This window comes from Amphritea sp. (genome assembly GCF_016744155.1).
Classification (GTDB): Bacteria; Pseudomonadota; Gammaproteobacteria; order Pseudomonadales; family Balneatricaceae; genus Amphritea.
The window spans coordinates 46,191-62,702 of the sequence record NZ_JADGEW010000015.1 but is presented as its reverse complement, the minus strand read 5'-3'; the positions used below and the strand labels follow the sequence as shown (position 1 = coordinate 62,702).

The following is a 16,512-nucleotide window of genomic DNA, read 5'->3' as shown; positions in this document are numbered from 1 at the left end:
TTCTTTAATACGCTATTTATATAAAACCTCTTATACCGCCCATACATTTCATTTAGAATAGGCAATTTATATATACTGAATGGATGCACTGCTTAAATGGATAGACGCGTTGCTCTCGTAGGTTTCTCTTTTCGCCTGCCACAAACCACTACAAACTCGTTCTGGCAAGATCTGGTTGACGAAAAAGACCTAATCACTGAAGTAGAGTCATCTCGCTGGTCATTTGATAACCACCTTCATCCTGATCAAAACCATCCTGGTAGTAGCTACACCTTCAAGGCAGGATCTCTAGGTGATATATCTGGTTTTGACGCTGACTTTTTTGGTATTTCTCCACGAGAAGCTGCTGTAATCGATCCACAGCAACGTTATTTACTTGAAATGACCTGGGAAGCTATAGAGCACGCAGGTATTAAAGCATCATCTTTGAAACAGTCTGATTGCGGTGTCTTTTTTGGTATTTCTAGCCTCGATTACGGCAACCGGATGTCTGATGATCTTTGCAGCATAAATGCATCTACAGCAACCGGTAACACCACCAGCATTGCTTCAAACAGAATATCCTATAGCTTTGATTTAACCGGCCCCAGTATCTCTATGGATACAGCCTGCTCATCTTCTATGGTAGCCTTCCATCAAGCTTGCCAGTCAATCCTCAGCGGTGAAGTAACCACAGCTCTGACTGGTGGCATCAGCCTGCACCTTCACCCGTTTGGCTTTATCATTTTTTCGAAAGCAACAATGCTGTCTCCAGAAGGTCGTTGTAAGGTATTCGACAAATCGGCCAATGGTTATGTTCGATCAGAGGGCGGCGGTGTATTTCTGCTTAAAGACTATGATCTTGCTGTTCAGGACGGCGATACCATCCACGCAGTGGTGGCAGCATCTTCAGTAAATACCGACGGCCACAAATCAGGTATTACTATCCCGTCATGCCATAGCCAGGCTCGGCTGATGGAACAAACTTGCCTAAAAGCAGGCATCACCGCTGATGATATTGATTACCTTGAGGCTCATGGAACAGGAACACCTGTTGGTGACCCTATTGAAACCCTGGCAATCGGTAATGCTCTAGGTAAAAAACGAAAGTTCCCACTACCTATCGGTTCAGTTAAAAGTAATCTAGGACACCTGGAGCCTGCTTCTGGTGTAGCCAGTTTGGTAAAGGCACTACTGATACTTAAACACCGCGCTGTACCAGCTACAATCAGCATGAAAACGCCAAACCCGGATATTAAATTTAAGGATTGGAATATCCAGGTGGTTGATAAATTACTGCCATTAAAGCAAGAAGGCCCTCTCAACATAGGCATTAATTCCTTTGGGTTCGGCGGTTCCAATGCCCATATAATCCTTCAAAGTGGCCCAGCTAGTCCTCTGAAGGTGCTTCCATCACTATCACCCGAACAGAGCCTTCCAATAGTCATCAGTGGTCGAAGTAAAGAGGCCCTGAAAGCGAATGCAACTTGCTTGGCTCAGTATATCAAAACAGAGAAAGGTCTCTCTGTGTATGATCTCGCCTGGAATTACAATACAAGTAAAGAGCGCCATTCAGACACCGCTTTGCTTTACGCAAAGAACAGTGATGAAGCTTACTCGAAGCTACAAGGTTTTATAAACACAACGGGACAGCAAACTGAATCATCAGTATTTACTGGACAGGGCTTAGAGTCATCCCCCGGAGCCATTTTTGTTTTCTCCGGCAACGGGTGTCAATGGGAAACCATGGGCAAATCCCTACTGGACTCATCAGAGATCTTCCGCCAGTCAGTTACAGAAGTTGACCGATTATTTAGCCAGCATGCCGATTTCTCTCTCCTAAAAGAGATTAAGGGCCACAATGGCGATAACCGATTCGAATATACAGAAATTGCCCAACCGGCACTGTTTGCCATTCAAGTGGGTATTACTGATTATCTCAAACATCAGGGAATCACACCTGTCGCGGTTATGGGCCATAGTGTCGGTGAAGTTGCCGCCGCTTGGGCTTCTGGTGCATTAACCTTAGCAGACGCAGTCAAAGTCATCTATTTCCGCAGCCTATTACAAGGTACGACCAAGGGCACTGGCGCAATGACTGCGGCAGGTCTCAGTCAAGATCAGGCAGAGTTACTTCTGCAAGAACCCTGTTTTAACGAAGTAGAACTGGCAGGCATAAATAGTTTCAAAGGTGTTACTTTGGCAGGTAATCCAGGGCAACTCGAACAACTCGAAACAAAATTACAGCAAGACAATGTCTTCAATTTACGCCTTCCTCTGGATTATGCCTTCCATAGCCTTGCTATGAACCCAATCGAGTCCGAGCTAATTCGCACTCTCAAAGGCCTAAGCCCATCCTCTACGACTATTCCGTTTATATCTACAATCACTGGAAAGCAGGTTACCGGCGAAGAATTAACCAGCGAATACTGGTGGGAAAATATTCGCAAACCAGTGCTATTTTGCCAAGCTCTGAATACGTTGCTTAAAGAGGGAAACAACTTTTTTATTGAGGTTGGGGCGCACCCCGTTCTGCGCAGCTACCTGAACGATCAGATACGTCAGCACAACGTAACCGCACAGATCATACCGACCCTTAGGCGTAACCAGGATTCTATAGAAGAGCTACAAAAATGTGCCGCGGCCGCAATTATGGCTGGCGCGGTTGATCTACAACATTGGTTCCCCAAACCCGGAAATCGTCTTGAGTTACCCTTATACGCATTCCAGCGTGAACGACACTGGCTCCCTATCACAATAGAATCACATCAGCTTCTCCAACGAGACTCTGTTCACCCACTACTGGGGGCTAAATTACCGTTACAACCACTACTCTGGGAAAATCAAATAGATACTGCCCTATTCCCTTGGCTGGCTGACCATAAAGTTGGCGATAGCGTGGTTTTCCCTGGAGCGGGCTTTGTTGAGTTGGCCCTCAATGCAGCGGCTTATTTCCATCCAAATGAAACGATTGAAGTAGAAAGCCTTGAAATATTATCTCCTCTTATCCTTGAACAAAACCAAAGTAAGGTAATACAAACGGATACAGACCCCGTAACCGGCGATATATCCATTGCTAGCCGCAGTCACACCCTGTCACAAGAGTGGTCCTCTAACTGTAAAGCCCGAGCCACTCATCAGAGTACAGGCGTAACTCTGGAACGAACGGCCCCTATAATTCCATTGCGAGAAGCAGATTTTAACGGCGAGTCCCACCTGAAACTGACTCAAAGCGCAGGCCTTCAATATGGCCCAGCATTCAGCGCAGTAGAATTAGGCTGGTACAATGAGAACCAAGTATTAGCCAAACTAACTTGCCCTGCATGCTTACACCAGCAAACAGATAAGTTCATTCTTCATCCAGGTATCTTTGACAGTGCGATTCAACTCGTTGTGCACTTCCTCAGAAATGAACTTGAAGAAAACAGTGGCACAGCATTCATTCCGGTGCGCTTTGGTCGAATAGCAATAAGACGGAATACCACAAATCAGCCTACACTGGCCTGTTTACAGTTATTACGAAAATCACCCCACTCCCTTCTGACACGAATGGAACTTTTTGACGATCAGGGTGTGTGCATAGCGGTAATGGAAGACATCCGTTTCAAGTCTGTTCGTTTACATAAATCTGAACATCATAAGCTAGCTTTTCTGAACTATCATCTAACGCCGGTCAACTCGACTGCTCTTGCTGATACTTCTCTAAATTCTCAGCTACAACAACAAATAATAACTGCGGGCCTGCAACAAACAGAAGCAGCTAATCGATTCAGCAACGAAGTTGAACCGTTATTGGAAAACCTAGTTTTCCATACATTGCATGAAACCCTGCAACAGATTCAGGGCGAGTTAGGCACTTTAGATGTTAAGGATCTCGAAGTATTACAACTAAAAAATCCAGATCTGGCGTCGCTCTGCCAACAAGTAATAAAGCATGCTTCTGATTTACAGATCATCGCCCTGAAAGACTCGATCTATCAAATCGATACAGAATGGCAGGACTCCGAAATCGACAGTTCTCTCATCTGGAATACATTAGTAAGAGAATATCCGGATCACTTTAGCCTGACAAACCTGGCTGGCCGTTGCAGCCTGACTCTGGCAGATAAGATGCTGGGGCAAGCTAAAAATAAAGCCCTTGAACCAGAAGAAATATATTCTCGCCTGTTCCATGATTTATCAAACCAAACAAGCTACTCGTATATAACCGAGGGTTTGAATAAATTACTGAATCTGCAGCAATCTTCATTACCAACAGGAGGCCGCTTACGCATTCTCGAAGTCGCCTCAAGCCAGGTACACTTTGGCCATAGCATTTGTAATCAGATTGATTTTGGAATCTGTGATTATAGTTTTGCCAGCAACAACATTGCAGCAATTGAGGACTACAAGCATCTAAATGAACGCTACCCATTTTCGAGCTGCATTGAGCTAGACAACTTAGATTCAACGTCAACAAATATCTCAGAACAGAAGTTTCAACTGGTATTGATCAGTCTCGACAGCCATCGAATTCAAGATAACCTCAAGTTGCTGCAGCAAGTCTCTCCTTTATTATCGGCAGGAGCCAGCATACTCATATACGGCATGAAACCAATTTTCTGGTTAGATTTTTGTTTAGGAGACAATCCCGCTTGGTGGTCAGAAGAGCAACAATCACAAGTTTCAGCTGAACAGTGGAAAGCCACACTAGCACAATATAAGTTCACTCAGCTGACAACGCTTTCTGAAGAGCTACCGGACAGCGGGTTCTTCTTGATAAGCGCCTGCAAACCTGAAGACATACATCTAGAAAAGGAAAGCAGCGATCAAAAACATTGGCTCATAACAAGCAGCAACAGCGACAAAGAACTGCTGCTAATTGATCAACTGGTTAATACCGGTTTTTCGATAACGGTTATTCCGCCAACAGATCGCCCCACACTTGAACAGCAGCTCAGAACACTGAAAGATAATGGCACCGCTGTAACCGATATCATTGATTTGAATCTTTTCGGTTTGAATGCTGACCCACTACACAATCAAACCGCACGCTGCCTCAGTGCAACTAATACATCAATGGCAATCGAGCAGTCTGGATCTGATGCTACCTTATGGCTATTGACTGAAGGGGTCGGTGCAACAATTCCCAGCGACCAGGTAGTACCTTGGGAAGTGTCTCAATTATCGCCAGCTGATGCCGCTCTGTGGGGGTTTGGTCGAACGCTGATGAACGAATCAATCACTCATGACACTCATCTGGTTGATCTTCCTCTTGGGTTCGACAACAGTGCAATCAAAGCGCTGACTGATGCGCTGACGTCTGAATCGGACGAGCATGAATTATTCATCACGCCACAAGGCGCTTGCTTCGCGCCAAGGTTGAGATTTGAGAATGAACCGGGAGCAATCAAGCTTCCAACAGACGATGAAACAATTTCTCTAGGCTTTGAATTCCCAGGACAGTTGCGAAATTTGGAGTGGCAAGCAAGCCCATCAAAGGCGATAACTGACAAGGAAGTAGAGATTGAAGTAGTCGCTACCGGCCTGAATTTCCGCGATATCATGTACGCTTTAGGCATGCTTTCCGATGAGGCTATCGAAAATGGCTTTGCCGGCGCATCGCTTGGACTGGAGTTTTCCGGGCGCATAATCAAAACAGGAAAGGAGGTAACCGAGTTCTCTATAGGAGATTCGGTAGTAGGTTTTGGTTCTTCATGCTTTAGTAACCGCTTAATAGCGGCAGAAACCGCCATTGCGCCTATGCCCGAAGGACTTAGTTTTGAGGGTGCAGCAACCATTCCCACCACCTTTTTAACCGTATATTACGCCCTGCATCACCTTGCAAGAATTCAACCTGGTGAGAAAGTCCTTATTCATGGAGCAGCGGGAGGAGTCGGGATTGCAGCTATACAGATAGCTCAATGGCTAGGGGCGGATATTTATGCAACTGTTGGCTCCGATGAAAAACGAGCGTTTATTGAATTACTGGGCGTCAATCCCGAACAGATCTATAACTCACGCGCTCTGACATTCGGGGAAGAAATACTACGAGACTCTACTGATGGCAAAGGTGTTGATGTCGTCCTTAACTCTTTATCAGGCGAAGCTATTAACCAAAATCTCAGAGTCCTGAAGCCATTCGGCAGGTTCCTTGAGCTCGGTAAACGCGATTTCTATGAAAATACTCACATCGGCCTGCGCCCTTTCCGAAATAACATTAGCTATTTCGGTATTGATGCTGACCAGTTGCAACAGGAACTTCCTGAACTAGCAGCTAAACTATTTAGCGAATTGATGGAACTGTTTCGCTCAGGAACCCTTTTCCCATTACCTTACACTGAGTTTAACTCTGATCAGGTCGTAAATGCTTTTCGCTATATGCAACAGGCCAAGCAGATAGGTAAAGTGATTGTCACCTATGATAAGGGAATCAATGCAGATCAGCTTTCTGCAGACAAGACACAGGAAAACAACTTACAACTCTCACCTGATGGCACCTATCTTATTACCGGAGGCTTAGGCGGATTTGGATTAAAAACAGCTCAATGGCTTGTAGAAAAAGGTGCCAAGCACCTTCTCTTAGTGAGTCGCCGTGGTGCTCAATCCGAAGAGGCTCAAGATTTCTTGCAACAGTGTGAGATTAAGAAAATTTCTGTCAGAGCGGAAGCCTGTGACGTCTCCAACCGGGAAGCACTTAGCGAAATTATTAAGCTGTGTGATCATGAGTTACCCCCTCTTAAAGGCGTAATTCACGCAGCGACGGTCATCAATGACAGTTTAATCAGAAACCTCGATCAGGAGCAGATTAAAGCAAGCCTTGCTGCCAAACTTTGCGGAGCACAGCATCTTGATGAGCTAACCCGTCCGTTAGATCTGGATATCTTTGTGCTCTTCTCTTCAGTAACAACACTATTGGGCAACCCGGGACAAGCCGCCTATGTGGCTGCGAACCATTGGCTGGAAGCATTAAGTTCGACACGAAAGAAGTTAGACCTACCAGCAACCTGTGTCCGCTGGGGGGCAATAGACGATGTAGGCTTTTTGGCTCGGAATGAAGAGATTAAAGATGCCTTACAAAATCGCCTGGGCGGTAGCGCTCTGAATTCAGTAGCCGGGCTAAGCATACTTGAGCAGATGATTGTAAATGACAGCCCCTCCTTAGGTGTAATGGAGCTAGACTGGCACACCCTTAGCCGTTTCCTGCCAACCTCATCTCATAACAAATTCCGTGAGATCAATCTTGTTGTGGGGGAAAGCGAAAAAAACGAAGAAGATGCTCTTGATCTAAAAGCCATGATGTTAGAAATGTCAGAACCTGAGTTCAACGACGCTATTCTAGAAATTCTTACTATCGAATTAAGTGAAATACTCATGATTCCTGCCGTCAAAATTGATCCTAATAAATCAATCTACGATATGGGAATGGACTCGCTCATGGGAGTGGAATTGATGACCGCTCTTGAAGCTCGCATGGGGATTCAAGTACCGGTCATGGCCTTAACTGAAACACCTATGCTGTCTCAACTTACCACCAAAATTATCAGTTTGGTCAAACAAGATGAGAAGGAAATAGAAGTTACTCATGACGATAAATCGATACGACATCTGGCAAGTCAGCATGGAATAGAGACCAATTCAGTTCAGTCAGAGGATATTCTTAACAACGTTAAATTGAAAAGCAGTCATCAAAGGATTGATAACTAATGAGTACCAAAAAGCTGACCACGGATCTTAAACAAAAACTGATTCAACAGTCTTTACGACGCAAATATGAAAAAGTAGACAAGGAAGCCGGTAAACCGCTGAAAGCCCTGACTTCATCAAATATCCCTGAGAAGTTTTACCGCTTTGATCAACATCCTGGTTACAAACAGGTACAGATCATGGAACAGGGCGCATCTATGCTGAAGTTAGAAAGCCCTTATTTTAGAGTTCATGACGAGCTAGCCGGTGCCACTACAAAGATAAGTGGCCGGGAAATGATAAATTTCGCCAGTTATAACTACCTGGGGTTATCGGGACATAAAGAAGTTAATAACGCCGCTATTGAGGCTACACAACGTTATGGAACTTCGGTCTCAGCCAGCCGTATCATGGCAGGGGAGCGGCCAATCCACGGCGAGCTGGAGAGCGCCATTGCTAAAACCTACGGCGTTGACGATGCCCTTGTTTATGTCAGTGGGCACGCAACGAATGTTTCCACGATTGGCTACCTGTTTAACGACAAGGATCTCATCATACATGATGAATACGCTCACAATAGCTCCATAGTCGGCGCGCAGTTATCAGGGGCTAAAAGGTTATCGTTTAGCCACAATGATATGACCACACTCGAACAACTGTTAGCGCAACACCGACACCAATTCGAAAGGGTAGTGGTCATCGTTGAAGGGCTATATGGTATGGACGGTGACTATCCCGATCTACCTCGCCTGATCGAATTAAAAAAGAAATTCCACTGCTTTCTTATGGTCGACGAAGCTCATTCATTTGGCGTACTTGGACAAACAGGTAAAGGGTTAAAAGAAGTATATGGTACGCCTGGTACCGACGTTGATATCTGGATGGGGACTCTAAGTAAAAGTCTGTCTGGCTGTGGAGGATTTATCGCGGGTGAAGCCGCTCTCATCGATAATCTGCGTTATCTGTCACCCGGCTTTTTGTATAGTGCAGGCCTTCCCGCGCCTACCGCAGCGGCAGCAATAGCATCTCTGAAAATAATGGAAAGTGAGCCGGAAAGAATCACTCAACTGCATAACATCTCAACATATTTTCTTGAGCAAGCTCAGCTAGCTGGATTTAATACCGGAGTGAGCAAAGGGGTCGCCATCATCCCTGTCATTATCGGCAGCTCAGTTAAAACAACACGTGTCGCAGAAAGCCTATTCCAGCAGGGCATTAACGTGCAATCAATTGTTTATCCTGGCGTACCGGAAAACAGTGCTCGACTCCGCTTTTTTATCTCCTGCGAGCATACCCAAAAGCAAGTCGATCAGACCATCGAAGCATTAAAGCAACTGCTCTGAGATCAATCTATAAGGATAGTAAATTGCATAGCAGCAAAAAAGTTTTTCTTTTACTGCAGGGGCCACCATCCAGATTCAGCTCCGAACTCAGTAAAGGCCTGCAAAGTCGTGGCGTTAAGTGTTTAAAAATACACCTTTGTCTGGGGGACTGGTTATTTTGGCAAGGACAAAACTCATGTAACTATAGAGGCACACTTTCCGACTGGAAAAATTTTCTAGCCGACTTCATTAAGCAACATAAAGTCACCGATTTGGTCTATTACGCCGACTGTTTGCCGTATCACCGCCTTGCAATAGAAACAGCCAAAGAGCTCGGCATCAATGCCATCACCTATGAAAACGGTTACCTTAGACCTTATTGGATAACTCTTGAACATGGGGGGATGTCTCGTCTGTCACACTTTCCTACAGATCCTGAACACATACTCCATGAAGGTAGAAAACACCCTGCCCCGATAATACAAAAAGGCCTGGAACATCCCTTCTGGCAGGAAGCCTGGAACGAAGTCATATACAACCTGGGAAATTATTTTGATTTCATCTTCTTCCGTCACTATCAAGGGGACAAGGTATACAATCCATTATATGAATACTTGAACTATATTCCCCGTTTACTGAAGAGTAAAAAGAACGCCAAGTTAGCGCTTACTGTTGCCGAAAAGCTGAAAAATAAAAGATATTTCCTGTTCCCATTACAGATGCAAAATGATTATCAGCTAAGAGAGAACTCGCCTTTTAATCATCAAACCGAAGCCATCACGCTTGCCATAGAAGCCCTCTATGAGAATGCAGAAAAAAACACACATCTGCTGTTTAAAATTCACCCTATGGATAATGGCATTGAGCCCTGGCCTGAGATCATTCACCAACTGGCGGTCCGCTTTAGATTAGAGGATAGAGTATGGTTCATCGACGGCGGAAATCTCGATAAGATCATGGACAACTGTGAAGGCGTTATTACCATCAACAGTACGGTCGGCGTCCATGCCATCCAAAAGATAAAGCCCGTGATTACCCTTGGAGAGGCTATGTACGATATTCCGGGGCTTACCAGTCAACAAGCTCTAGATACGTTCTTCCAAAGTCCCGACCTCCCATCCGCAGAGTTGGTAGATAGCTTTGTAAAATTTTTGGCCGCCACAATACAAGTTCATGGCAGTTTTATTTCTGAAAAAGGGCGAAAGCTTGCCATTGTAGAGATGTGTGACAAACTAATTAACAATCAAGTAAATCAACCCGGCGCAATGTCATCATCACCTCCCAGATTACAGAAAGTGAGTTTTCTTATTCCCTAAGCAAAAAGAGATAAGAGATCAATATTTCAAAAGCTTAAGGATTTTTTGAGATACAGAAGCAGGTAAAACGATAAGAAACCAACTCCCCATATTTAGCGGGAACGGAAAACTAACCCGGGCAGCGCTACGTTCAATCCCTCTTTTAATCAACACAGCAGCTTTCTCGGGCTTCATAAGAAAAGGTTTAGGGCCTAGCATCGCATCGCACATTGCTGATTCAATATTCCCTGGCATAACGACCGTAACCCCTACGCCCGATCCAGAAAGCCATCCTCGCAAGCCCTCACCATAAGCTCTTACTGCTGCTTTACTTGCACAATAGCTGGGCATAATGGGCAAGCCATAGAAACCAGCTAGCGAACTAATTAATGCAATATGCCCCCGGCCTCTTTTCCGCATCTTCTTGGCTAAATACCCGCTCATGAGCAAAGTGGCCTTAATATTCAAATCCAACAGTTGAGTCATCTCTTCTGCAGACTCGCCTTCACTATCAAGACCTATATTTATGTTCATCCCGGCATTAGCAATAAAAAGACCTATGGGAAGCTCTTCGTCAATCTGTTGCAACCAGGCTGATACCAACTTAGTATCCAACAGATCAATGCTATGGGCCTGGACTTCAGCTCCCATTGAGCGACATTCTTGTGTGATATTCTTTAGCGCTTCTACCTGCCGGCCCTGCAAATGCAAAGTAACGCCCGGTGCCGCGTAAAGCTTGGCCAAGGCACTGCCTATCGCGCCAGTAGCGCCGGTAATTAATATGACGGATGGTGTATCGCTGCAACTGCGACGGTGATTAACAAGGCGTGACAGCACTATAAATATCCCTTTGATGTTACAACAGTAAGCAGCTCAAGAAATAAGAGTATACGAGAAACCTATCCTATTAGGCGAAAGAAGAGTTCTCAGGAAACCCATTACTTAGCAGAACAGGATTATCATTTCGAACCGACCTTTTCATTCAGGTTTACGAACCCGTTGCCATACCCATGAATTGAGCGTCGTTCGTATAGGTTTCTTCCGTTGCAGGTCAATAAGATCAACAGCAGTCTCAACGTTGATCTGGTCGCCCGAGTCAGGATCAACATATACGGGATACAATATCAGAGTCGCTGCCACCATTTCGTCCAACGACACTCGACGTGACCTGCGAGAACAGTGATGACGATCTGTTGTCAGACCCCAGCCCGCATAGAACGGCAATCCATAAGCATAAACAGTAATACCACGTAACAGCGCTTCAAAACCCGTTAATGAGGTCAGCGTATGCACCTCATCCACACTCTCTAACAACGTCGGCATAGCAATATCAGTCACCAACAGGTCGTAGTGCAGGGCCATCTTCTGGCTGTTAGTTTCAGCCAATCTTGCGCCAGTTAAAACATCAGGGTGAGGCTTATAAAGTATAAAGGCATCAGGGTTTTTCTGTCTTACCTCATAAAGCAGCTCTGAATTAGTTTTAATATCAGACGCACCTCTGCGAATTGATGCGTCCGTTTCAACCTGACCCGGTACCAAAATAATTCGGCGGTCCTCAGGTAGCGCCAATGAACAGCTAGCACCGACGTTATACTTACTCATTTTTAAGGATACCAGCCGCTTGCGTAACTGTTCCGCACGCCGTATCAGGTCTTCAGAGAAGCTACCGGTTTGTAACAACACTTCTAAATCTGAAGGGCCAGTCGCGTCGTAGTAAATTCCCTGACGATCGATCACTAAGGAGAGAGGGTCAACCGCATCCGCCCCCAGGCCAACTGAACGGATAAAACCGTCCTCCATATAACTTACAGACAGTCTGCTACCCTCTGTATTGAGCTCCGCTACCGCTTTTTCATCAGAAGACCATATAAGAACCTGCTTAGAGGAATCATTAAACTGTTTCTTAAACGTTTTAGAGAACTTAAGCTGTGCATTTCCCCCCAAAAAAGAAGCAACAAATCCTTTCTTCCAATAGCCAAAATTGATGCCTAGCCACTTTCCCTGAAACTGGTCTCGCTGCCGTTTCTGATCTGCCAGTAAAGCCACTGTTTGCTCGAATTCACACCGCACACCGGTATAGGGATTGATGTAACGGCAGTATCTCAAATATGCCGCAGCAAACAGCTGGGCAAGCGACCGGGCAACCTTACGGCGAGCCACCGTTTTCTGATCAGTTGTTAACCCCCAACCGGCATAAAAAGGCACACCAAAGCAGTAAACTTTTTTACCCGCTAACAAGCCTTCAAAGCCCATCTGGCTAGTCACAACATAAACTTTATCCACCGCATCAAGTAAAGCCCAAGGGGATAGATCTTCGTTGATTAAGGTACAGCCACGCGCTTTAGCCATCGTCAGTAGATGGCCTTTCTTCTTACCGGCAATAACATCCGGATGTATCTTTACAAGAATTTCAGCATCTGGATTATTAACACAAGCAGCCTCAAGCATCGCGGCAAAGCTATTAGCATCGGCCAAACCAAACTCAATAGAAGCATCGCCGCGGGTCTGATCCACAACCAGGACTTTTCGCTTTTCAGCCGACAAACCACTTGGAGGAAGGTCAGGCGCATGATTATATTTAGACAAACGATAACGCCGTAACAACTCTATACCCTCTTCAGCTCTCACAATATCTGCTTCAGAGAAATCCGCCTTCATGATAAGTAATTCAAGATCACTTGGACGTGTCGCATCATAATAGATACCCGTCTTGTCGACGATTAAACTATGAATAGGTGAGTTGTTAACGCCTAACCCTAAAGAGCGAAGAAAACCATCTTCCAGTGATATATAAGGCAGCTCAAATTTTGCAGCAAAGCGCCGGGCCTTAGCCGTAGTAGGTTTCAAACCCCAGCCGGCAATTGCTGTAAGTCCCTTACTGTTTCTTCCCAGCCAAAGTTGCTTGCTGCATTGCTCTAGCAATTGATTCAGATGCCGTAAACGACCTATACCCAGAGAGAAAAAACCAATCACAGACTCTTCCTTGCTTCTTTCAAAAGCGCTTCCCGGGTGTCACTCTGCCTACTCAATTCAAGTATCGCATCGACCCAAGATTGTTCATGCATTGGAACGAGTAAACCATTTTTTTGATGGTTAATCACTGGCTGGTAAACAGGATGATCTGCATAAATACCGACAGCACCGGCCAGAGTAATATCGTACAGCTTGGTGAAAGATCGAGCCTGATTGAATCTACTATCTAGTAATGGAGCTAACCCTATTGTCCGCCCGGGTCGACTAATCAAAGCTTTGTATGACTCCCAACTCATGGGGTGCAAAACATTGACTCTGGGCAAAGCAGAAAACATGCGCCTTATTTTATGATCACCAATAATTTCAAAAACCAGAGAACTATCCGTTTCGAGTACTGTTCGGATCACCGGTAATAACCAACGCATCTCCTCAATATGCGATGAAGACCCATGATAAAATACTGTTTTCACTTCATCTAAAGCGATATAGGGAGACTTAGCACTGAGTAATGTTGGCTGCCAGTCTTGATACTTATCCACAAGCCAGGAGGTCGATAACCACAAGCAGGCATTCTGAGATTGTAACCATGACTTATAGCGGCGTGCATTATAATAAAGCTTCCAGCGATAGATCATTGATAAACCACGATGAGTCGTGGTATCAAACAGATCATCATCCATAAAGTAAATCAGCTCATTAATAAGGTGCCGGTGACGTTCAACCCAGCGCACCCATGCTCGACTCAGGTACCGAACAAAGATTAATGAAACGCCAGCCTCCGGCGGGGTTGAAGGCGGTCGCTCAAAGCAGTGAAAATGACATGCTTCAGCATTATTTAATTCAGGCTTGATAAAAAAATCAGTAGAAGGGTTTTCACCTGCCTGAACTATCCAAAACTGCTGTGCCATATAAACACCTTTTTGTTATCAACCTAGATAAGAAACAGATCCATACAATAGAACCCTTGTACATATAGAGGTAGCTCTGGCAAAACGTCAGCTACCGCTAAAACGCCAAAAACCTGATTGTTTATGCCAGGGTTTATCTACCAGCGGTGAATTACTTAACGTAAAGTCGGGCCGTGAATAATTCAAATTAGGATTATAGAAAGGATCATTTTTAATAATATGCTTCCACCGCTTTCTCATATAGTCAGCTTCACTTTTAGAACGTGCGATTTTAACGGGGCTATCGTCCTTTCCTCTGGAAGCAGATTCATAATGAAACAACTGTGCATAAGGTGTAAATACGATACGCTTACCGTACTCTCTTACGCGTAAGCAGTAATCGACGTCGTTGAATGCAACAGCAAGGTTTTCTTCATCCAGACCGTTCAATTGATCAAAAAGTGATTTTGAAGTAAGCAGACATGCCGCTGTAACAGCGGACAGGTCCTGGGCAATAATAGCCCTGGATTGATACCCCGGATCATTGCCACCGATGCCTAAATGAAAGTGATCTGCACAGCCTCCTGGACCGACTGCATCACCTGCATGCTGAACTGTTCCGTTGGCAAACAGCAGTTTCGCGCCAACAGCGCCCACATTCCCCTGCTGTAACTGCCCCAGCATGATATCTAACCACTCGGGAGTAATCACTTCCGTATCATTATTTAATAAACATAAAACTTCGCCTTCCGCTTGAGCCGCTGCAAAGTTATTTATGGCCGAATAATTAAAAGGATAATCATAATAGAGGACTCTGACTCTCTCATCTTTAACTATCTTTTCAAAATAGACCGATGTCTCTTCCTGTAGACTCTGATTATCTACAATCAAAATCTCAAAATTAGAATACATCGTTTTATCCAACACACTGGATACACAGAGTTCCAAATGGTGAAGCATATCTCTGGTAGGAATAATGATACTCACCAGCGGATTACCGACAGGCCTGTAGATAACTTTTTTAAACGTCTCTTCGTCAGAAACAGCGGCAGAAATACCCTGCTCATCAAATGTATTTTTAATGACACTCAGGGAATGTGCCTGATTGCACGGCTTAACGGCCTGATGATACAACACTGCTGGAATACGTTTAACGTCATGACCCGAATCGATATAAGGTTTCGTTATCAGAGCACAATGTACGGCAAGTGTATCAAGCGATAAATGCTCACAGAATTCAAATGAAGATAAATACTTCAAATTCACAGCGATAAGACCACCTAAATAATTGGTGGCAAAGAGCAACTCAGGAGACCATTCAGGCTTAAACACGGGGTCTATCCGCGTGCCAGACTCATCAAGATGATCATGGTCTGCATATATGACTGCCAGGTCTGCATTTCGCCTGATCTCAAAGTTTACCCAAAATAATGCATGACACCTAAGCTGTACGTGGTCTTCAACGAACACAACCCAATCCAAACGAGTCAAATATCGATGTTCAGCAAGCCACTCCCTCAGAGTCCAAACCTTAAAGCCCTCATATAGCTGCTGATTTAATGATAGTTTCAAAGCCTCCATACTGCCGGAGGAGTCCAACACTACGATATCCAGCGAGGTATGCTCAGGCCATTTTCTAATGGCCTTCCTAATCTTTTGCTTATCTCTCGCATCGACTTTATCAAATCGTTCAATCCAGTTGGGATAGGCGACAGTAGGGCTATAAGATCGAAATCCATTGGCCAGCGTATAAGCCTTCTGTAAGTTTAAAAGAGGCGTATACCAGTGTAAGCCTGATTTATAAACCCTATCAGAAGGCTGATCAACATAGGTTGATATAACTCGAAAGTACTGCCTGCACAACCGCTCCAGAAAACTAATTTTTATAATTTCAAACGGCTCTACCCTAAAAGTTCCAACAGAACTCATCGGTTGGAACTCAATACTGGTAATGTTATCCGGTAAACAAATGACTTCGAGTAAAGTCCCTTTTAAGCTGACGGGAAGATCAAATACAAATAGTGAATCAGAAATTGAAGTGCTAACTATCAATTTAGCATCAAAATCAACGCCTTCTCTCTTGAGAATCGAGCGGATTAAAACCCAGCCTGTTGGAAACTCAGTGTTATCAACGGGCTTTACAAGCACACTTGCAGGGACAGAATTCACAATCCATGTAGAGGACTCCTTATCAAAGCTAGCCCCTTCCTTGTCGGACAAATCAAATATCATTATCTATAAACACCAATACTGGCTTTAAATACTTATAATTAGCCATCATTTTACCACTGCATGAAAGCTTATCAGCTTATGTATTTGTTCTAAATCATTACCATCAGCAGAATAAAATAAAATAAAAACGGTTTTAAAGAAACAAGGTAAATCGACCAG

At 44.6% G+C, this 16,512-nt stretch carries 7 protein-coding genes; 3 read left to right on the top strand and 4 right to left on the bottom strand.

Features of this window, described 5'->3' with window-relative positions:
* Nucleotides 1-96 precede the first annotated feature (96 nt).
* The 3 genes from QZZ54_RS12365 to QZZ54_RS12355 are packed head-to-tail and all read left to right on the top strand — an operon-like array spanning nt 97 to nt 10,282.
* A complete protein-coding gene (locus QZZ54_RS12365) occupies nt 97-7,665 on the top strand; it encodes a type I polyketide synthase (protein WP_290702999.1) in 7,569 nt (2,522 codons plus the stop codon).
* Nucleotides 7,665-8,987, top strand: a complete 1,323-nt coding sequence (locus QZZ54_RS12360) for an aminotransferase class I/II-fold pyridoxal phosphate-dependent enzyme (RefSeq protein ID WP_290702998.1) — start codon at nt 7,665-7,667, stop codon at nt 8,985-8,987. The genes QZZ54_RS12365 and QZZ54_RS12360 overlap by 1 nt, the downstream gene beginning before the upstream one ends.
* Before the next feature lie 23 nt (nt 8,988-9,010).
* Nucleotides 9,011-10,282, top strand: coding sequence for a capsular biosynthesis protein (locus QZZ54_RS12355; protein ID WP_290702997.1), 1,272 nt, complete (start codon nt 9,011-9,013; stop codon nt 10,280-10,282).
* A gap of 18 nt (nt 10,283-10,300) precedes the next feature.
* Here the strand turns inward: QZZ54_RS12355 and QZZ54_RS12350 are convergent, their stop codons facing one another.
* From QZZ54_RS12350 to QZZ54_RS12335, 4 genes are all read right to left on the bottom strand, one after another.
* Nucleotides 10,301-11,098, bottom strand: a complete 798-nt coding sequence (locus QZZ54_RS12350; protein WP_290702996.1) for an SDR family NAD(P)-dependent oxidoreductase — start codon at nt 11,096-11,098, stop codon at nt 10,301-10,303.
* 141 nt (nt 11,099-11,239) lie between these two features.
* Nucleotides 11,240-13,234, bottom strand: coding sequence for a capsular polysaccharide biosynthesis protein (locus tag QZZ54_RS12345; RefSeq protein WP_290702995.1), 1,995 nt, complete (start codon nt 13,232-13,234; stop codon nt 11,240-11,242).
* Nucleotides 13,231-14,142: a glycosyltransferase family 1 protein gene (locus QZZ54_RS12340; protein ID WP_290702994.1), complete on the bottom strand. Its 912-nt coding sequence runs from the start codon at nt 14,140-14,142 to the stop codon at nt 13,231-13,233. The genes QZZ54_RS12345 and QZZ54_RS12340 overlap by 4 nt, the downstream gene beginning before the upstream one ends.
* Before the next feature lie 87 nt (nt 14,143-14,229).
* A complete protein-coding gene (locus tag QZZ54_RS12335; RefSeq protein ID WP_290702993.1) occupies nt 14,230-16,353 on the bottom strand; it encodes a glycosyltransferase in 2,124 nt (707 codons plus the stop codon).
* Nucleotides 16,354-16,512 lie beyond the last annotated feature (159 nt).